Source organism: Dyella thiooxydans (assembly GCF_001641285.1).
In the GTDB taxonomy this organism is placed as follows: Bacteria; Pseudomonadota; Gammaproteobacteria; order Xanthomonadales; family Rhodanobacteraceae; genus Dyella_A; species Dyella_A thiooxydans.
Map to the genome: position 1 here is coordinate 565,014 of NZ_CP014841.1, position 17,420 is coordinate 582,433.

The following is a 17,420-nucleotide window of genomic DNA, read 5'->3' on the forward strand; positions in this document are numbered from 1 at the left end:
CCGCTTCGCGCCGCGCCCGCCACCCCTGGAGCCCGTCTTGAAAACTCGCCTGCTGGGAGCTGCCGTTCTCATCGCGCTGCTGGTCCTCATCGTCCCGATGTTCTTCCCGAGCCACCCGCCAGCGGCGCCGGGCGACCAGTCGGTGAGCCTGGCGATCCCGCCGGCGCCGGATCGCGATCTGCAGACCCGCACGATGAGCCTGAATCCGGACGCCTCGGCACCGGCGATTCCGGCCAGCACCGGCGCGACGGTGATCCCGGCGGCCAACAACGGCAGCAGCGACCAGCTGGCCACGGTCGACATCCCGTCCCACCGGCCGACTGACGTGGAGACCGGCGCTGTCGGCGCGTCCTCGGCCGCGCCCGCCGCCCAGGCCGCGGCGCAGCCCGCCCCGCCAGCCGCCCAGCAGCCGGTGATCCCGTCGCAGGCGCCCGCCTCCAAGACTCCCTCGACGCCCAAGCCGGCCCCGCAGGCTCCGGCCAGCAAGCCGACCCCGGCGTCGGAGCCGGCGATGCCGTCGGCCACCGCGGCGCGCGGCAGCTACACCCTCAATCTCAGCGCCTACGCTTCCAGCAGCGGCGCAGCCAGCCTGATGCAGAAGGTGCGCGCGCTTGGCTATCCGGTGCGCAGCCATGCCGTCCACCAGGGCGGCAAGACGCTCACCGCGGTGGAGGCCGGTCCGTTCCCGTCGCGCACCGCGGCCGAGAGCGCGCGACTGAAGATCACCCAGAGCATCGCCGGCGTGCCGGCGAAGCTGGAGAGCAGCGCCAGCACCCCGGTCGGCGACGAGCCGGCCAGCGTGCCGGCCAAGGCCCGCCGGGCCGGCGGCTGGGCGGTGCAGGTGGCTGCGATGAGCAGCCAGTCCGACGCCATCGCCCTGCGCGACAAGCTGCGTGCGAACGGCTTCGACGGCTTCGTCGACTCGGTCGTCGTGGGCGGCAAGAAACTCTGGCGCGTGCGTGCCGGGCCGCAGACCCAGCGGGACGACGCGATGCGCGTGCGCGAGCAGATCAAGTCCAAGCTTGGCCTGTCCGGCAACGTCGTCAGCGTCCCCTGAGCAGCAGTCGTAACGGAGTGACCGCAGGATGAACTGGGCCGATTACGTCATCGCTGCGGTGATCGCCATTTCGGTGCTGATCGGCCTGTGGCGCGGGCTGGTGGCGGAGGTCCTGTCGCTGGCGATCTGGATCGGCTCGATCTGGGTCGCCTGGGCATTCGGTCCGACCGTCGCGGGTTATTTCGACCACAGCATCCACACGCCCGAACTGCGCCTGGTGACCGGCTACGGCCTGTGCATCGTCGGCATGCTGATCGTCGGCGCGCTGGTCAATGCGATCTTCCACCGGCTGGTGGTCGGTGCCGGCCTGTCTGGGCCGGATCGCGCGCTGGGCGTGTTGTTCGGTTTCGCCCGCGGCGTGCTGCTGGTGGCATTGATGGTGTTCCTGCTCGGTTTCACCGCCGTGGTGCGCGAGCCCTGGTGGCACCAGTCGCTGTTGCTGCCGCAGTTCCAGGGCGTGGCGGTCGCCGTCGGCCAGCACCTGCCGGCCAGCACGGGGCGTTACCTGCACCCTTCGCCCGAGGTGAGCGACAGCCTGTCCCGGCTCAAGACCGGCGCGGAAGGTGCCGATCTCTCCGGCATGCGGCGCCTGCTCGACGCGCAGGCCGCGACCTTGCGCGGGCCGCTTGCCGCACCCACATCGCCCGCTCCGGCGACGTCTTCTCCCGCGGTGGCTCCGGCCGGCGCGCCCTCGCATCCGTAATCGCAACACCCCACGCAGGCACCCAACATCATGTGCGGAATCATCGGCATTGTCGGCATCACCGAGGTCGCCTCGGCGCTCTATGACGGGCTCACCGTCCTCCAGCACCGGGGCCAGGACGCCGCGGGCATCGCCACCGTGGATGGATCCCGCCTGCGCCTGCACAAAGGCAACGGCCTGGTGCGCGACGTGTTCAACCAGACGACGATGAGCCGCCTGCGCGGGCGCATCGGCATCGGCCACTGCCGTTATCCCACGGCCGGCTCCGAGGGGGCCGACGAGGCGCAGCCGCTGTACGTGAACTCGCCGTACGGCATCGCCTTCGCGCACAACGGCAACCTGGTGAACACCGATACGCTGCGCAAGGAGATGTTCGAGGACGACCGGCGCCACATCAACACCGATTCCGACTCCGAGGTGCTGCTGAACGTGCTGGCACACGAGCTGCAGATCCAGGAGCGCATGGCGATCACCCCGGACAACATCTTCAAGGCGGTGGCCGGCGTGCACGCGCGCGCCAAGGGTGGCTACGCCTGCATCGGCCTGATCCTCGGCTACGGCCTGGTCGCCTTCCGCGACCCCAACGGCATCCGTCCGCTGGTGCTGGGCGAGCGCGTCACCGAGGAGGGCCGCGAGTACGCGGTGGCGTCCGAGTCGGTGGCGCTGGACGTGCTGGGCTTCAAGCGCCTGCGCGACATCGAGCCGGGCGAGGCGGTGGTGATCACCGACGACGGCCAGCTGTTCAGCCGCCACTGCGCCGAGGCTGCGGTGCACGCGCCGTGCATCTTCGAATACGTCTACCTGGCCCGCCCGGACTCGATGATCGAGGACGTGTCGGTGTACAAGGCGCGCCTGCGCATGGGCGAGAAGCTGGCGCAGAAGATCATGCGGCTGCGCCCGGACCACGGCATCGACGCGGTGATCCCGATTCCCGACACCTCGCGCACCGCCGCCAGCGCGCTGGCCGGCGCGCTCGGCGTGCCGTTCCGCGAGGGCCTGGTGAAGAACCGCTACGTCGGCCGCACGTTCATCATGCCGGGGCAGGGCGATCGCGTGAAATCGGTGCGCCGCAAGCTCAACGCGGTGGACCTGGAGTTCCGCAAGAAGACCGTGCTGCTGGTCGACGACTCCATCGTGCGCGGCACCACCTCCAAGCAGATCATCCAGATGGCGCGCGATGCCGGCGCCAAGCGCGTGTATTTCGCCTCGGCCGCGCCGCCGGTGCGCTATCCGAACGTCTACGGCATCGACATGCCGTCGGCGCACGAGCTGGTCGCGGCCGGCAAGACCGAGCAGGAAGTCGAGCAGATGCTCGGCGCCGACTGGCTGATCTACCAGGATCTGGAGGATCTGATCTGGGCGGTGCAGGACGGCAACGAGGACCTGCAGCAGTTCGATACCTCGTGCTTCTCCGGCGAGTACGTCACCGGTCTGGAGAAGGACTACCTGCAGCAGATCGAGCTGATGCGCTCGGACGACGCCAAGGCGGCGCGCCGCATCGCCTGACCCGTCGAGGCGGGAACCCGCGGACGGTTCAGCCGTCCGCGAGCGGGCGTCCGCCGATGTTCTGGGCGATGCGCCAGAGCACGCCGGACGGATCGGTCATGCAGAAATCGCGCATCCGCCAGGGCCGGTCGGCCGGCGTGTCCAGACGGACGCCGTAGCGCTCGGCGATGCCCCGTTCGCACAGGTGCCGGTGCCAGGCATCGACATCGGCAACCAGCAGGTGCATGACCAAATTGCCGGCCAGGTCGGGATGGTGAAAGTCCTGCAGCAGGAAGCTGCAGTCGCCGGCCGCGAAGTAGGCGACGCCATCGCCCTCGGATTTTTCCTCGAAGCCGGCATCGGCGTAGAAGCGCCGCGACAGCGCGTAGTCGCGGGCGGGAACGAAAGCCTTGATCTCGATGGTGTCCAGGCGGTCCATGCGAATATCTCCGGGGTTGGGGTCCGTGCCTGGCCGGCCACGGCCGGCGACGATCTAGACTTGCCACGATGAACGATCTGCACGCCGCCGCCAAGACCTGCCTGGACGCCGCCGACCCGGTCGAGAAGCTGCGCCTGACCCATGAAACCTGGCAGGCCCTGCTGGCCGGCGAGCTCGGGCCGGATGCGGGCTCGCCGCCACCGGCGCCGATCGGGGCGCCGGGCCGACCGCCGCGGCCCCGACTGGTGCCGGCCCGCCAGGTGCCGCAGCGTGGCCTGGGTACGCCGGCCGGCCGCGCCGCGCTCGTGCACGCGGTGGCGCATATCGAATTCAACGCGATCAACCTGGCCTGGGACGCGGTCTACCGTTTCCGCGGCATGCCGGCCGGGTACTACCGCGACTGGGCCAGCTGTGCGCATGACGAGGCACGGCACTTCGCGATGTTGGCCGAGCGGCTGGCCGAGCTGGACCACGCCTACGGCGACTTCGATGCGCACAACGGCCTGTGGGAGATGGCCGAGAAAACCGCCCACCACGACACGGCCCGCATGGCGCTGGTGCCGCGCGTGCTCGAGGCGCGTGGACTGGACGTGACGCCGGGCATCATCGAGCGGCTGACCACCGTCGGCGACACGCGGACCATCGCGATCCTCGAAGTGATCCTGCGCGAGGAGGTGGCCCACGTGGCCGCCGGTACCCGCTGGTTCCACTGGTGCTGCGCGCGCGACGGCGTGGAACCACGCGACACCTTCATCGCGCTGCTGCGTCAGTACATGGGCCCCGGCCTGCGCGGGCCGTTCAACCACGAGGCGCGACTGCGCGCCGGCTTCGATGCCGGGGAAATGGATCGCCTGCTGGAACTGGCGAACGCCTGAACGGGCGCTGCGCTGCACCTTTCTCCGGGGACGGCAGGCGGGTAGGGTCGGTCGGGTCGCTGCCGGAATCGCCGGATCGCGATTCCGCTGCGACAGCCGATCCCCACCGGAGGAGCTGTCATGCTGAGTGTGTCCGAAGCTGCCGAACTGAACGTGCCCGCGGACGTCGTCTGGAAGACGCTGGGGGATTTCGGTGCCGCCGATCGTTACCTCGACGTGGTCGAACGATGCGAGTTGCGGCATCACGGGAGCAGCGTGGAGCGGCTGCTCCACCTGCGCGGAGGCGGCTTGGTGCATGAGCGCCTGGTACAGGACTGCCCGCATGACCGCGCGCTGCGCTACACCATCGTCGATTCGCCGTTGCCGGTGGCCGACTACGTCAGCACGCTTCGCGTCGACGCCCTGGATGGCGAGCGCTGCCGTGTCAGCTGGTCGGCGACGTTCGATCCGGACGGGGCCGCCGAGGAGCAGGCCCGCGACGCTGTCGCCGCGATCTACCGCATGGGTTTCGATGGCCTGCGACGCCTGCATGCCACGTAGGTCGCCACCACGAGGGAGACAACGCCATGCCGAAATTCCTGATCGAACGCGAGATCCCCGGAGCTGGCGCGCTCACGCCGGAGCAGCTCAAGAGCATTTCCCAGACCTCCTGCGGCGTGCTGGGTGCGATGGGACCACAGATCCAGTGGGTCCATAGCTACGTCACCGACGACAAGGTGTACTGCGTCTACATCGCCCCGGACGAAGCCGCCGTGCGGGAGCACGCCAGCCGGGGCGGATTCCCGGCCAACCGGGTCACCCCGGTCCACGCCATCATCGATCCGACCACGGCGGAATGACGGCCACAAAAAAGCCGGCGCAAGGCCGGCTTTTTCGTCGAATTTTGGTCGGGGAGACAGGATTCGAACCTGCGACTTCTACGTCCCGAACGTAGCGCTCTACCAGGCTGAGCTACACCCCGTGGGAGCCGCGCATTCTAGCGATGGTCCGGGACCTTGGCAACAGGGGGCGCGACATTCCGGTGCCGTCCGTGCGGTCGGGTGCGGGCGGCCATCTGCTAATCTTAAGGGCTGCCGTTTTGCGGCGTTCCACCCCGTCAAGCAGAGGATTCCATGGCGCTTACCCCGGCCCGCACCATGCCCGGCGTGCTCGAGCTGTTGCCGCTCGACCAGATCGCGTTCCAGCGCATGCTGGACACGATCCGCCGCAACTACGAGCGCTTCGGCTTCCTGCCGGTGGAAACGCCGGTGATCGAATACTCCGACGTGTTGCTGACCAAGACCGGCGGCGAGACCGAGCGCCAGGTGTACTTCGTGCAGTCCACCGGAGCGCTGCAGTCGGAGAAGTCCGCCGAGGGCGTGCCTGAACTGGCGCTGCGTTTCGACCTCACCGTACCGCTGGCCCGCTACGTGGCCGAGCACGAGCGCGAGTTGAGCTTCCCGTTCCGCCGCTACCAGATGCAGCGCGTGTACCGCGGCGAGCGCGCCCAGCGCGGCCGCTTCCGCGAGTTCTACCAGTGCGACATCGACGTGATCGGCAAGGACAGCCTGTCGGTGCGCTACGACGCCGAGGTGCCGGCGGTGATCTACAGCGTGTTCCGCGAGCTGGACATCGGCCCGTTCACCATCCAGCTCAACAACCGCAAGCTGATGCGCGGCTTCTTCGAGAAGCTGGGCATCGCCGACGCCGAGCAGCAGATGCTGGTGCTGCGCGAGGTGGACAAGCTGGACAAGCGCGGCGAGGGCTACGTGCGCGACACGCTGACCGGCGAGGGCTTCGGTCTGTCGGCCGAAGTGGCGCAGCAGATCCTGGATTTCGTGCAGGTGCGCTCCAGCTCGCTGCAGGACGCCTACGACAAGCTCGACGCGCTGGGCGAGGGCCCGGAGGCGATGGAGCTCGGTCGCGCCGAGCTGAAGGAGGTGCTGGGCCTGATCCACGCCTTCGGCGTGCCGGAGACGCACTACGCGCTCAACCTGTCGATCGCGCGCGGCCTGGACTACTACACCGGCACCGTCTACGAGACCACGCTCAACGACCACCCGCAGATCGGCTCGATCTGCTCCGGCGGCCGCTACGAGAACCTGGCCGGCCAGTACACCAAGTCGCACCTGCCGGGCGTGGGCATCTCGATCGGCCTGACCCGCCTGTACTGGCAGCTGCGCGACGCCGGCCTGATCGACACCGCGCAGAGCACGGTGGATGTGCTGGTGACCCAGATGGACCCGGCGCAGCTGCCGGCCTACCTGGCGGTGGCCAACGAACTGCGCAGCGCCGGCATCGCCACCGAAGTGGTGTTGGAGGCCGGCAAGCTGGGCAAGCAGTTCAAGTACGCCGACCGCGCCGGCATCCGCTTCGTGCTGGTGCTGGGCGAGGACGAGCTGGCCAAGGGCGTGGTGACGGTGAAGGACCTGCGTCGCGAGGACCAGTTCGAGGTGGCGCGCAGCGAGCTGATCAAGACCCTGCGGGTGGAGCTGGAACAGGCGGCCGTCATGGGCTGATGTTCCTGCGATGGCGCGGCGCAGCTTGCCCGCCATCGCCGCAACCCCGAGCATGCGCCGTCGCCGCGAGCCCCCTGGGTGGTTCGCGCGACGGCTTTTCACATCCGGCGCCGGTCACGACCGCGCCCCACCATCCGGTGACCCCGCGACACAGGCGCGTGTCACCCGCAGGGAGAATCGAGTGACTTCGCAGGACTTCATCACGCTGGACGGCTCCAGCCTGACCCGCAAGCAGCTGGTAGCCGCGGCACGTGGCGGTGCATCGGTCCGGCTGGATCCCGCGCAACTGGCCCGCGTGCAGCGCGCGGCCGACTTCCTCGCCGAGAAGGTGAGCTGCGGCGAGCCGACCTACGGCGTCACCACCGGCTTCGGCTCCAACGCCGACAAGCTGCTGGGTGCGCATCGCCTGCGCGACGAGCTGCCGGGCGGCAACCCGCACCAGCCGGAAGGCACCCTGCTGGACGAGCTGCAGCACAACCTGATCATCACCCACGCGGTGTGCGTGGGTAAGCCGTTTGCCGAGGACGTGGTGCGGGCGATGCTGGTGATCCGCATCAACACCCTGATGCGCGGCCATTCCGGCATCCGCGTGTCCACGCTGGAAGCGCTCACTGCCATGCTCAATGCCGGCATCGTGCCGGTGGTGCCGGAGAAGGGCTCGGTCGGCGCCAGCGGCGACTTGGCACCACTGTCGCACCTGGCAATCGTGCTGCTCGGCGGTGGCGAGGCGTTCTACCGCGGCGAGCGCATGGCCGGCGGTGAAGCGCTCAAGCGCGCCGGCCTTGCGCCGATCCGCCTGTCGTTCAAGGAAGGCCTGGCGTTGAACAACGGCACCGCGCAGATGCTGGCCACCGGCGCGCTGGCGCTGGATACGCTGGAGCGCCTGCTGGATACCGCCGACCTGGCCGCCGCAATGACGCTGGACGCCTTCGCCGGCCGCAGTGGCGCGCTCAGGCCGGAGGTGCACGCACTGCGTCCGCATCCGGGCCAGGTGGACACCGCGGCCCAGGTGCGCGAACTGCTCGACGGCTCGACCCTGGTCGACATCCCCTATCACCTGGTGCCGCGCTTCCGGCAGTGGACGTCCGATGCGTGGACGACGCCGGAGGACCAGGCGCTCAGCTTCGACATCGGTTGGGAATGGGTGCCGGCCAACCAGCGGCACGGCCGCGAGGCCTTCTACAGCCGCTTCCTGCCGTTCAAGGGCGGCAAGAAGCACCAGCCGCAGGACGCCTATTGCCTGCGCTGCATGCCGCAGGTGCACGGCGCTGTGCGCGATGCCTGGAACCAGGCCTGCCGCGTGTTCGACATCGAGTTGAACGCGGTCACCGACAATCCGCTGATCTTCCCGGACAACGACGGGGCGCAGTTCATCGAGGAGCAGGTGATCTCCGCCGGCCACTTCCACGGCATGCCGCTGGCGCTGGCGATGAGCTACGTGAAGGCGGCGATCCCGGTGCTGGCCTCGATCTCCGAGCGGCGCCTCAACAAGCTGGTCGATCCGGCCACCAACGACGGCCTGCCGGCCTTCCTCACCGGCAACGAGGACGCCACCGATTCCGGCTTCATGATCGTGCAGTACACCGCCGCGGCGCTGGTCAACGACCTGGCCACGCGCGCGCATCCGGCCAGCGTGTATTCGGTGCCGACCAGCGCCAACGCCGAGGACCACGTGTCGATGGGCGCCAACGAGGCGCGCCACGTGCTGGACATGTGCGAGGACCTCGGCCACGTGCTGGCACTGGAGCTGTATACCGCCGCGCAGGCGCTGGATTACCGGCAGGAGATGCTCAACGCCGCCCGCCGGCTCGCTGCGCGTGGCGACTGGCGCGCGCTGGCGGCCAAGATCACCAACGCGCCGCGCGAGGACAGCCCGCACTACGCCCAGTTCGTGGACGAGGTGAAGGCGCTCACCGCCGCGCTCGCCGAGGTCGGCGATTATCACGCCGGTGCTGCCGTGCGCCGCGCGCACGAGCGCCTGCGCGGGCGCATCGCCTTCATGCACCGCGACCGCGCGATGGACGGCGATGTGCGCACCGTGTGTGAGCTGATCGCGCAGGGGGCGGTGCTGGACGGCGCCGCCTGAAACGCCCACGGACGACCCTGATCCGCCGATTTTCCCGGTGCGCCGGCAGGCGCACCGCACGACTCCGGAGTTATCGATGAGCCAGATCCAGACCCCCGTCTCCTACGGCGAACTGATCGACAAGATCACCATCCTGGAGATCAAGTCGCAGCAGATCCGCGATCCGGCCAAGCTGGCCAACGTGCGCACCGAGCTTGACCTGCTCAACGCCACCTGGGCCGCCCACCCGGCTTCGCAGACCGACATCACCGACGAGCGCGCCCGCCTGCTGGCGGTGAACCAGGCGCTGTGGGACATCGAGGACCACATCCGCCTGAAGGAAAAGGCCCAGGCGTTCGACGCCGAGTTCATCGAACTGGCCCGCTCGGTCTACTTCCGCAACGACGAGCGCGCCGCGGTGAAGCGGGAGATCAACCTCAAGCTCGGCTCGCAGCTGGTGGAAGAGAAGTCCTACCAGGATTACCGGGCTTCCTGATCCGACCGTCGCCGCCCTCCTTGTAGGAGCCCACCCTGTGGGCGACAAGACACGGCTACGGCGGCGCGTTCCGGTCGCGCACAGGGTGCGCTCCTACATGTGGTCTCGCAGCGGCAGGCTCCTCCGTAGGAGCCCACCCTGTGGGCGACAAGATACGGCTACGACAGCGAGCTGCTGGTCGCGCACAGGGTGCGCCCCTACACGCGGTCTCGCAGCGGCAGGCTCCTCCGTAGGAGCCCACCCTGTGGGCGACAAGATGCGGCTACGACGGCGAGCTGCTGGTCGCGCACAGGGTGCGCTCCTACATGCGGTCTCGCAGCGGCAGGCTCCTCCGTAGGAGCCGACCCTGTGGGCGACAAGATACGGCTACGACAGCGAGCTGCTGGTCGCGCACAGGGTGCGCTCCTACATGCGGTCTCGCAGCGGCAGGCTCCCCCGTAGGAGCCCACCCTGTGGGCGACAAGACACGGCTACGACAGCGAGCTGCTGGTCGCGCATAGGGTGCGCTCCTACAGATGGTCAGAAACCGCGCTCCGCAGCGAATGCCTCGAAGCGCTCGATCACGTCGTCCACCGTGATCAGGTCCATCACTCCGGGCTTCTCGATCTTGGTGCCCCAGGCCAGTTCGCCGGCCGGCTTGCCGAGGAATTTCCGTGCGGCGTCGTCATAGAGGTTCACGCACCAGCGGCGGTCGGAATAGGGGCCGGAACGGTCCGGGTTGCTGGCCGCGTGCAGGCCGAGTACGGCGGTGCCCACCGCATTGGCCATGTGCATCGGGCCGGAATCCGGGGTGAGCAGCAGGTTTGCGCGCTCGAACAGGGCCAGCGCGCGCTTCAGCGTGTCCTTGCCGGTCAGGTCGATTGGGCGGTGCCGGCAGGCGGCGAGCACCGCGTCCGCCATCGCGCGCTCGGGTCCGGATGGACCGCCGGCCAGCGCCACGCGCCAGCCCCTGTCCATCACGTGGTCGACCACGGCTGCATAACGCTCGGCGCGCCAGTTGCGCAGCGCATGGCTGGACGTGGGGCTGACCAGCAGGGTGGCGCGTTCGCCGGGCAGTTGCTCCTCGGCCCAGGCGCGGTCGGCCTCGGGGATCGGGATGTCCCAGCGCACCTCGGTCTGCTTCAGACCGAGCGGCTCGCAGAAGCTGCCGATGGCGTCGAGCACGTGCTCGCCGGTGCGCGCCGGGATGCGTTCGTTGATGACCAGGCCGTGCAGGTCCTTCGAGCGGGCGCGGTCGTAGCCGATACGCCGTTCGGCGCGGATACCCAGGCTGAGCAGGTTGGAGCGCATCGCCACCTGCATCTGCAGCAGGGCGTCGAAACGCTCGCCTTTCAGCTCGGCGTGCACGGCGCGCATGCCGGCGCGGCCGGCGGACTTGTCGAAGGTGACGAACCGCACGCCGGGCAGGTCGCCCACCAGCCGACGTTCCAGCTTGCCCACGATCCAGGTCAGGGCCGTGGCGGGCAGCGCCCGTTGCAGGGTGCGCACCAGCGGCACCACGTGGGTGACGTCGCCGATGGCGGAGGTGCGCAGCAGGCAGATCGAGGCGGGAACGGTCATCGGCTTGGGCTAGAATCGGCGGGCCATGAATGCAGACATCGCCCCCGACGCGCCGGACACGAGCGCGCGAGAACAGATCCGCCGGGGCGCGGAAGGCGTGATTCTGTTCGACCCCGGCGTGTTCCCACAAGTCGATGCTGACTGGTTTGACCCGGATTACTGGCGGCGTCATGGTGTGCTGAAGACCCAGCGGGGCGGTCGCGGCGGCGTGGCGGTGATCGAGACGCCGGTCGGCGAGTGCGTGCTCAGGCATTACCGCCGCGGCGGTGTCGTGGCCGTGTTGATGGGTGACCTCTACCTGTGGACCGGCGCCGCGCGGACCCGTTGTTTCGCCGAGTTCCGCCTGCTGCAGGCGTTGCAGGCGCGCGGCCTGCCGGTACCCGTGCCGGTAGCCGTGCGCTACCGGCGCCGGACGCTCTGGTACAACGCCGACCTGATCACCCGCCGCATCGCCCGCGCCGAGACGCTGGCCGAGCGGCTCACCGTGACCGGTATCGACACCGAGCTGGCCGAGGAGGTTGGGTCCCTGGTGGCGCGCTTCCACCGCGAGGGCGTCTGGCACGCCGATCTCAATGCCCACAACATCCTGATCGCACCGCAGGGCCTGTTCCTGATCGATTTCGACCGCGGCCGCCTGCGCCCGTTGGCGGAGGGCTGGCGACTGGCCAACCTGCAGCGCCTGCGTCGTTCGCTGCTCAAGCTCGGGGCCATGGAGGACGAGCAGGGCGAGTTCGACCGGCGCATCTGGGCCCCGCTGCTGCGCGGCTACGAGCGGACCTTCAGCGCGTGAGCTGGGTGCTGCATTTTCTCGGCACCGGCGCGGCGCATGCCGTGGAGCTCGGTTCCTCGTCCGCGGTGCTGGAACGCGACGGCCGCCCGATACTGCTGATCGATTGCGGCCCGGACACGCTGGACCGTTACGAGGCCGCCTATGGCGAGCCGCCGTGTGCGCTGTATGTCACGCATACCCACATGGACCACGTGGCGGGGATGGAGCGTCTGTTTTTCCGGCTCTGGTTCGATTCGGAACGCCGGGGGCGCACCCGTGTGTTCCTGCATGCCGACCTGCTGCCGTGGTTGCAGATGCGGGTGGCCGATTATCCCGGTGCGCTGGCCGAGGGCGGCGCGAACTACTGGGAGGCCTTCCATCTGGTGCCATGCACGCGTGGCTTCTGGCTGGACGGTCTGTGGTTCGACGTGTTCGCCACGCGCCACCATCGCCCGGGTACCTCGTTCGGCGTGGCCCTGCGTGGCAGCTTCGTCTATACCGGCGATACCCGGCCGATCCCGGAGATGCTCGCCGTGCATGGCTCCGGGACCGGATGCATCGCGCATGACTGCGGGATGGTGGGCAACCCCTCCCACACCGGCGTGGACGATATCGAGCGCGAGTACGACGCTGCACTGCGCGCCCGACTGTGTCTGTACCACTACGGCAGCGCGGCGGACGGCGAGGCCCTGGCCGCCCGCGGTTACCGCATCGCCCGCCCGGGCGGGCGCATCGCGCTGGATCCGCCGCCGGCACCGCGCGCCGACGCTGGCTGAACGCCGCGCCGCTTGTCTCGGCCCATGGGTGCCGCTATTCTTCCGCCTCTTTGCCGGGGCGGATCCGCCCGGCACGCAGGGCGCCCGTCCAAGGGTGTCTGCGGACCGGCGCCGCAGGACGCAGCCCGGGGAAGTTTTGCGGAGAGGTGTCCGAGTGGTTGAAGGAGCACGCCTGGAAAGTGTGTATACGGCTTATCCCCGTATCGCGGGTTCGAATCCCGCCCTCTCCGCCAGTTTTTGAATCGCGACGGCTTGCTGTCGCATGGGCGCAAAGCCCAACGTCTATGGTGGCCCCGTCGGTCCCCCCGCGACGATAGTCCGCAAACCCCGCCAGGTCCGGAAGGAAGCAACGGTAGTGGATGATTCGGGTGCCGGGGTGTGGCTGGCGGGGCCGCCACCTTTCCGGGATCCGCGCGGCTGACTTGCCCGCCTCGACTTGGCACAATCGGCCTTTGCCCCCACGTCCGCACGGACCGACCCGGCGCAGCAACACAGGCCCTCATTCGCATGTCCTACCAGGTACTCGCGCGCAAGTGGCGCCCCCGCAAGTTCGCCGAACTGGTGGGCCAGGAGCACGTGGTGCGCGCGCTGACCAATGCGCTCGACACCGGCCGCATGCACCACGCCTACCTGTTCACCGGCACGCGGGGCGTGGGCAAGACCACCATCGCGCGCATCTTCGCCAAGTCGCTGAACTGCGAGCGCGGCGAATCGGCCGATCCCTGCGGTGAGTGCTCAGTGTGCACGGCGGTGGACGCCGGTCGCTTCGTCGATCTGCTGGAGATCGACGCGGCCAGCAACACCGGCGTGGACGACGTGCGCGAGGTGATCGAGAACGCGCAGTACGCGCCCTCGCGCGGCCGCTTCAAGGTGTACTTGGTCGACGAGGTGCACATGCTCTCCAAGCCGGCCTTCAACGCCCTGCTGAAGACGCTGGAGGAGCCGCCGCCGCACGTGAAGTTCCTGCTCGCCACCACCGACCCGCAGAAGCTGCCGGTGACGGTGCTGTCGCGCTGCCTGAAGTTCAACCTCAAGCGCCTGCTGCCGGAACAGATCTCCGGACAAATGCGGCACATCCTCGGTGCGGAGGGCATCGCCTTCGAGGACGCGGCGATCGTCGAGCTGGCACGCGGCGCCGACGGCTCGCTGCGCGACGGCCTGTCGCTGCTCGACCAGGCGATCGCCTACGGCGGCGGTGCGCTGAAGGCCGACGACGTGCGCGCCATGCTCGGTAGCGTGGCGCGCGGCCAGGTGCTGGGCCTGTTGCAGGCGCTGGCGGCCGGGCAGGGCGAGGCGCTGATGCTGGAGTGCGCGCGGATCGCCTCGTATTCGCCGGATTTCGGCGGCGTGCTCGACGACGTGGCTGCGGTGCTGCACCGGATCCAGCTGATGCAGCTGGTGCCAGGCTACCAGGCCGAGGGCGACGAGGGGGCCGGCGAGGAGCTGGCCGCGCTGGCGCAGCAGTTCGCTCCGGAAGACGTGCAGCTGTACTACCAGATCGCCACGACCGGTCGGCGCGACCTGCCGATGGCGCCGGATGCCCGCACTGGCTTCGAGATGGCCGTGTTGCGCATGCTGGCGTTCCGGCCGGGCGAGGTTGGCGATGCGGCGGCAGCCCGTTCGGTGGCTGCGCGGGCGATGCCGGCAGCCGCCACGGTATCCAGCCCGGTGCGGCCGACGCCCGCGCGCGTGGTGCCGCCCGCCGGTGCCGCCGCCGCTCCGGTACCGGCCGAGCGCCCGGCCGCCGCACCTGTCGCGTCGCCGGCACCTGCGCCGCGCCGTGCTGTCCCCGTGGATGCCCGCGGCCTGCCGGACTGGGCGGCACTGGTCGATCAGGCCGGTCTGCGCGGACCGTTGGGCCAGCTGGCGCAGAACGCCGCACTGCGCGACCGCGACGGCCAGACGCTGACCCTGCTGCTGCAGGAGGCGCACATGCACCTGGCGGTGGAGCCGATGGTCGGCCAGATGGAGGAGCGCGTCAGCGATGCGCTGGGCGAACGCATCCGCCTGCGCTTCGTCAGCGATGCCAGCGCCGCCACCCAGACTCCGGCCGCCCGCGCGGCCGAGGCGCGCGACGCTGCCCAGGCGCGCGCCGAGCAGTCCATCGAGGAAGATCCCCTGGTGCAGGCGCTCAAGCGCGATTTCGGCGCCCGCGTCGTACCGCAATCCATCAAGCCCGTGTCGGGCTGACCCCCAAGAACGACGGAGTACCCCCATGAGAGGACAGATCGGCCAGCTGATGCAGCAGGCGCAGCGCATGCAGGAAGACATGAAGCGTGCGCAGGATGAACTGGCGAAGATGGAAGTCACCGGCAGCGCTGGTGGCGGACTGGTCAGCGTGGTGATGACCGGTGCGCACGAAGTCCGCCGCGTGCAGATCGACCGCAAGCTGTTCGCCGACGACCCGGAGATGGCCGAGGACCTGGTCGCCGCGGCGGTGAACGACGCGGTGAACAAGGTGGCTGCTGCAAGCAAGGACCGGCTCGGTGGCGTGACCGCCGGCCTGAACCTGCCACCCGGCTTCAAGATGCCGTTCTGAAAGCAGGAGTGAGTAACGAGAAGTGAGGAGTGAGAAGGGCTCCGGCCCTCGAATCTCCGCTTTTCTCTCACTTCTCACACCTCTTCCCTCACTACTCGCTCCCATGTCCTCCAGCTCCCCTCTCCTTGCCGAACTGATCGACGCCCTGCGCTGCCTCCCCGGCGTGGGCGCGAAGAGCGCCCAGCGCATGGCTTTCCATCTGCTCGAGCGTGAGCGCGAGCGGGGACTGAAACTGGCCGGTGTGCTGGAGCAGGCGATGCAGCGCATCGGCAACTGCAGCCGCTGCCGCAACTTCAGCGAGGAGCCGGTATGCGCGCTGTGTGCCAGCTCCAGTCGCGACCGCCACGTGCTGTGCGTGGTCGAGTCGCCCACCGACCTGGCGGCGGTGGAGCAGGCGACCGGCTATCGCGGGCAGTACTTCGTGCTGCTTGGCCGGCTCTCGCCTCTGGATGGCCTGGGCCCGCGGGAGCTCGGCCTGCACCTGTTGACCGAGCGGCTGGCCGAAGGCGAGGTGGAAGAGCTCATCCTCGCCACCAGTCCGACCGTGGAAGGTGAGGCGACCTCGCACTATCTGGTGCAGCTGGCGCGGGCGGGCGGCGTGAAGGCCACACGTCTCGCCCATGGCGTGCCGCTGGGTGGCGAACTCGAGTACGTCGATCGCGGCACGCTGGCTCACGCCTTCGGCAGTCGTCAGTCGGTAGAGTGAGGCCATGGTGCCTGAGCTCTCCATGGCGGTTCCCGGGGAAGACGAATACCGCGCGCTGCGCGTCGCAGCCGGTCTCAGCGCGATGAGCTCCGAGGGTGCGCGACTCGGCCTGCCGGCCAGCTGGTGCTCGGTGTGCCTGCGCCACGGGGGGGAACTGGTTGGCATGGGGCGTGTGGTGGGCGACGGCGGGTTGTTCCTGTTCGTCGTCGACATTGCGGTGACTCCGGCCTGGCAAGGTCGGGGGCTGGGACGGCGGATCATGCAGGCGCTGATGGACGAGGTGCACTCGCGCGCGCCGGCGCGCACCATGGTCGGCCTGATCGCCGATGGTACCGCGCACAAGCTCTACGAGAAATTCGGTTTCCGGCTCGTTGGGCCGGGAGCGCAAGGCATGCTGCTGCGTCTTTGAAACGAGAGGAACCAGGCCATGGGCGACACGATCTTCGGCAAGATCATCAAGCGCGAGATTCCCGCCGACATCGTCTACGAGGACGACGAGGTGCTCGCTTTCCGCGACCTCAATCCGCAGGCTCCGGTGCACGTGCTGTTCATCCCGAAGCGGGCCATCGCCACGCTCAACGACGCCACGCCCGATGACGCGGCCCTGCTCGGCAAGATGCTGCTGGCTGCGGCGAACTACGCGAAGCAGCAGGGCTTTGCCGAGGACGGCTACCGCACGGTCGTCAACTGCAACACCCACGGCGGACAGACCGTCTACCACCTGCATGTGCACCTGCTGGCCGGCCGCCGGATGACCTGGCCGCCCGGCTGAGGTGCGCCGCCGCGAGCAACGAAAAACGCCGGCCAGGAGCCGGCGTTTTTCATGGGCGCGGGACGCTTACTTCTTTGGCGGCGGCGGGGGCGGTGCGGGCACCACGATCACCCGCGGCTGGTACCAGTACGGGTAGCCGAAGCCCGGTCCCCAGGGTCCCCAGAACGGGTCGTAGAAGCCCGGCGGGTACGGGTAGTTCACGGTCACCGGACGACGCGGCCACAGGTACACCACGTCGGCTTCCACGCGCGGATAAGCGTAGTCGTAGTCACCCACCTTGCGGGTGACCATGCCATGCACGGTACCGGTGACGGTCAATTCGCGACCCTTGGAGAACACTTCCGGATCGTAGAAGCCTGCATGGCAGGCGACGAAGCGGCCATCCTGCCTGTCGTCGCCCCGGCCGGCGCGCGGGCGGGCCTGCGAATCGAGCGGATGGGCCAGCATGTAGAAGCAGGTCTCCTGCGGGCCGGGTTCGGTCTTGATGATCTCGCCGCCCCAGCGCACCTTGGTGCCGCCGGCTCCGCCCTGCTGGGCGTTGACTGTGCTGACGTCGGCGTAGGTGCCTTCCAGTGGCTTGGGCACGGTGGCGCAGCCGGCGAGCAAGGCGACGGCTGCGGCAAGCGTGAGCGTTCGGTAGTGAGCCATGAGTCTCTCCAGCAGGGACGATGGACGTGCCA

At 69.1% G+C, this 17,420-nt stretch carries 19 protein-coding genes, 2 tRNA genes and 1 other RNA gene; 18 read left to right on the forward strand and 4 right to left on the reverse strand.

Going from position 1 to position 17,420, the window contains the following annotated elements; translation table 11 throughout:
- Positions 1-37: 37 nt before the first annotated feature.
- From ATSB10_RS02525 to purF, 3 genes are read left to right on the forward strand one after another with little or no spacing between them, the layout of a single operon-like run.
- Positions 38-1,057 carry an SPOR domain-containing protein gene (locus ATSB10_RS02525; protein WP_063670292.1) on the forward strand — a complete coding sequence of 340 codons (1,020 nt, stop codon included), beginning with the start codon at positions 38-40 and terminating at the stop codon, positions 1,055-1,057.
- A 28-nt stretch (positions 1,058-1,085) separates the two neighbouring features.
- The gene (locus ATSB10_RS02530; protein WP_063670293.1) at positions 1,086-1,760 is read left to right on the forward strand and encodes a CvpA family protein; all 675 of its coding nucleotides are present in this window, start codon (positions 1,086-1,088) and stop codon (positions 1,758-1,760) included.
- Positions 1,761-1,790: 30 nt separating this feature from the next.
- Positions 1,791-3,266: an amidophosphoribosyltransferase gene (purF, locus tag ATSB10_RS02535; RefSeq protein ID WP_063670294.1), complete on the forward strand. Its 1,476-nt coding sequence runs from the start codon at positions 1,791-1,793 to the stop codon at positions 3,264-3,266.
- 28 nt (positions 3,267-3,294) lie between these two features.
- On the opposite strand, the gene ATSB10_RS02540 is transcribed toward purF, so the two are convergent.
- A complete protein-coding gene (locus ATSB10_RS02540) occupies positions 3,295-3,684 on the reverse strand; it encodes a VOC family protein (protein WP_063670295.1) in 390 nt (129 codons plus the stop codon).
- Positions 3,685-3,752: 68 nt separating this feature from the next.
- On the opposite strand from ATSB10_RS02540, the gene ATSB10_RS02545 reads away from it, so the two are divergent.
- The 3 genes from ATSB10_RS02545 (at position 3,753) to ATSB10_RS02555 (ending at position 5,398) form a co-directional block, all read left to right on the forward strand.
- A complete protein-coding gene (locus ATSB10_RS02545) occupies positions 3,753-4,559 on the forward strand; it encodes a ferritin-like domain-containing protein (protein ID WP_063670296.1) in 807 nt (268 codons plus the stop codon).
- 120 nt (positions 4,560-4,679) lie between these two features.
- A complete protein-coding gene (locus ATSB10_RS02550; RefSeq protein WP_083966056.1) occupies positions 4,680-5,099 on the forward strand; it encodes an SRPBCC family protein in 420 nt (139 codons plus the stop codon).
- 26 nt (positions 5,100-5,125) lie between these two features.
- Positions 5,126-5,398: a DUF4242 domain-containing protein gene (locus ATSB10_RS02555; protein ID WP_063670298.1), complete on the forward strand. Its 273-nt coding sequence runs from the start codon at positions 5,126-5,128 to the stop codon at positions 5,396-5,398.
- Between the two features lie 45 nt (positions 5,399-5,443).
- Here the strand turns inward: ATSB10_RS02555 and ATSB10_RS02560 are convergent.
- Positions 5,444-5,520 (reverse strand) — tRNA-Pro (locus ATSB10_RS02560).
- Between the two features lie 151 nt (positions 5,521-5,671).
- On the opposite strand from ATSB10_RS02560, the gene hisS reads away from it, so the two are divergent.
- The 3 genes from hisS (at position 5,672) to ATSB10_RS02575 (ending at position 9,618) form a co-directional block, all read left to right on the forward strand.
- Positions 5,672-7,057 (forward strand): histidine--tRNA ligase, encoded by a 1,386-nt coding sequence (gene hisS / locus ATSB10_RS02565; RefSeq protein WP_063670299.1) that lies wholly within the window; start codon positions 5,672-5,674, stop codon positions 7,055-7,057.
- A 181-nt stretch (positions 7,058-7,238) separates the two neighbouring features.
- The gene (locus ATSB10_RS02570; protein WP_063670300.1) at positions 7,239-9,143 is read left to right on the forward strand and encodes an HAL/PAL/TAL family ammonia-lyase; all 1,905 of its coding nucleotides are present in this window, start codon (positions 7,239-7,241) and stop codon (positions 9,141-9,143) included.
- Between the two features lie 76 nt (positions 9,144-9,219).
- Complete coding sequence (locus ATSB10_RS02575; RefSeq protein WP_063670301.1) at positions 9,220-9,618, forward strand: DUF6165 family protein; 399 nt, start codon at positions 9,220-9,222, stop codon at positions 9,616-9,618.
- A 519-nt stretch (positions 9,619-10,137) separates the two neighbouring features.
- Here ATSB10_RS02575 and ATSB10_RS02580 read toward each other — a convergent pair.
- Positions 10,138-11,178 (reverse strand): glycosyltransferase family 9 protein, encoded by a 1,041-nt coding sequence (locus ATSB10_RS02580; protein ID WP_063670302.1) that lies wholly within the window; start codon positions 11,176-11,178, stop codon positions 10,138-10,140.
- A gap of 25 nt (positions 11,179-11,203) precedes the next feature.
- On the opposite strand from ATSB10_RS02580, the gene ATSB10_RS02585 reads away from it, so the two are divergent.
- From ATSB10_RS02585 to ATSB10_RS02625, 9 genes are all read left to right on the forward strand, one after another.
- The gene (locus ATSB10_RS02585; RefSeq protein ID WP_063670303.1) at positions 11,204-11,968 is read left to right on the forward strand and encodes a 3-deoxy-D-manno-octulosonic acid kinase; all 765 of its coding nucleotides are present in this window, start codon (positions 11,204-11,206) and stop codon (positions 11,966-11,968) included.
- Entirely contained in the window at positions 11,965-12,723 is a 759-nt protein-coding gene (locus ATSB10_RS02590; protein ID WP_063670304.1) for an MBL fold metallo-hydrolase, read from the forward strand. Before ATSB10_RS02585 ends, ATSB10_RS02590 begins: the two co-directional genes overlap by 4 nt.
- Positions 12,724-12,863: 140 nt before the next feature.
- Positions 12,864-12,956: transfer RNA gene (locus ATSB10_RS02595), tRNA-Ser, on the forward strand.
- Positions 12,957-13,017: 61 nt separating this feature from the next.
- Positions 13,018-13,114, forward strand: an RNA gene (gene ffs / locus ATSB10_RS02600) — signal recognition particle sRNA small type.
- 116 nt (positions 13,115-13,230) lie between these two features.
- On the forward strand, positions 13,231-14,913 hold the full coding sequence (gene dnaX, locus ATSB10_RS02605) for a DNA polymerase III subunit gamma/tau (protein WP_063670305.1): 1,683 nt from the start codon (positions 13,231-13,233) through the stop codon (positions 14,911-14,913).
- 25 nt (positions 14,914-14,938) lie between these two features.
- Complete coding sequence (locus ATSB10_RS02610) at positions 14,939-15,262, forward strand: YbaB/EbfC family nucleoid-associated protein (protein ID WP_063670306.1); 324 nt, start codon at positions 14,939-14,941, stop codon at positions 15,260-15,262.
- 103 nt (positions 15,263-15,365) lie between these two features.
- On the forward strand, positions 15,366-15,968 hold the full coding sequence (gene recR, locus ATSB10_RS02615; protein ID WP_063670307.1) for a recombination mediator RecR: 603 nt from the start codon (positions 15,366-15,368) through the stop codon (positions 15,966-15,968).
- 22 nt (positions 15,969-15,990) lie between these two features.
- The gene (locus ATSB10_RS02620) at positions 15,991-16,377 is read left to right on the forward strand and encodes a GNAT family N-acetyltransferase (RefSeq protein ID WP_425478151.1); all 387 of its coding nucleotides are present in this window, start codon (positions 15,991-15,993) and stop codon (positions 16,375-16,377) included.
- Between the two features lie 18 nt (positions 16,378-16,395).
- Positions 16,396-16,740 (forward strand): histidine triad nucleotide-binding protein, encoded by a 345-nt coding sequence (locus ATSB10_RS02625; RefSeq protein ID WP_063670309.1) that lies wholly within the window; start codon positions 16,396-16,398, stop codon positions 16,738-16,740.
- A gap of 66 nt (positions 16,741-16,806) precedes the next feature.
- Here ATSB10_RS02625 and ATSB10_RS02630 read toward each other — a convergent pair whose 3' ends face one another.
- The gene (locus ATSB10_RS02630; protein WP_063670310.1) at positions 16,807-17,388 is read right to left on the reverse strand and encodes a Slp family lipoprotein; all 582 of its coding nucleotides are present in this window, start codon (positions 17,386-17,388) and stop codon (positions 16,807-16,809) included.
- Positions 17,389-17,420: the final 32 nt, after the last annotated feature.

What these genes read in the sequence shown, in the direction of transcription:
- ATSB10_RS02530 (WP_063670293.1), top strand. Translation starts at nt 1,086, where the DNA reads ATGAACTGGGCCGATTACGTCATCGCTGCGGTGATCGCCATTTCGGTG.
- purF (WP_063670294.1), top strand. Translation starts at nt 1,791, where the DNA reads ATGTGCGGAATCATCGGCATTGTCGGCATCACCGAGGTCGCCTCGGCG.
- ATSB10_RS02540 (WP_063670295.1), bottom strand. Translation starts at nt 3,684, where the DNA reads ATGGACCGCCTGGACACCATCGAGATCAAGGCTTTCGTTCCCGCCCGC.
- ATSB10_RS02545 (WP_063670296.1), top strand. Translation starts at nt 3,753, where the DNA reads ATGAACGATCTGCACGCCGCCGCCAAGACCTGCCTGGACGCCGCCGAC.
- ATSB10_RS02550 (WP_083966056.1), top strand. Translation starts at nt 4,680, where the DNA reads ATGCTGAGTGTGTCCGAAGCTGCCGAACTGAACGTGCCCGCGGACGTC.
- ATSB10_RS02555 (WP_063670298.1), top strand. Translation starts at nt 5,126, where the DNA reads ATGCCGAAATTCCTGATCGAACGCGAGATCCCCGGAGCTGGCGCGCTC.
- hisS (WP_063670299.1), top strand. Translation starts at nt 5,672, where the DNA reads ATGGCGCTTACCCCGGCCCGCACCATGCCCGGCGTGCTCGAGCTGTTG.
- ATSB10_RS02575 (WP_063670301.1), top strand. Translation starts at nt 9,220, where the DNA reads ATGAGCCAGATCCAGACCCCCGTCTCCTACGGCGAACTGATCGACAAG.
- ATSB10_RS02580 (WP_063670302.1), bottom strand. Translation starts at nt 11,178, where the DNA reads ATGACCGTTCCCGCCTCGATCTGCCTGCTGCGCACCTCCGCCATCGGC.
- ATSB10_RS02585 (WP_063670303.1), top strand. Translation starts at nt 11,204, where the DNA reads ATGAATGCAGACATCGCCCCCGACGCGCCGGACACGAGCGCGCGAGAA.
- dnaX (WP_063670305.1), top strand. Translation starts at nt 13,231, where the DNA reads ATGTCCTACCAGGTACTCGCGCGCAAGTGGCGCCCCCGCAAGTTCGCC.
- ATSB10_RS02610 (WP_063670306.1), top strand. Translation starts at nt 14,939, where the DNA reads ATGAGAGGACAGATCGGCCAGCTGATGCAGCAGGCGCAGCGCATGCAG.
- recR (WP_063670307.1), top strand. Translation starts at nt 15,366, where the DNA reads ATGTCCTCCAGCTCCCCTCTCCTTGCCGAACTGATCGACGCCCTGCGC.
- ATSB10_RS02620 (WP_425478151.1), top strand. Translation starts at nt 15,991, where the DNA reads ATGGCGGTTCCCGGGGAAGACGAATACCGCGCGCTGCGCGTCGCAGCC.
- ATSB10_RS02625 (WP_063670309.1), top strand. Translation starts at nt 16,396, where the DNA reads ATGGGCGACACGATCTTCGGCAAGATCATCAAGCGCGAGATTCCCGCC.
- ATSB10_RS02630 (WP_063670310.1), bottom strand. Translation starts at nt 17,388, where the DNA reads ATGGCTCACTACCGAACGCTCACGCTTGCCGCAGCCGTCGCCTTGCTC.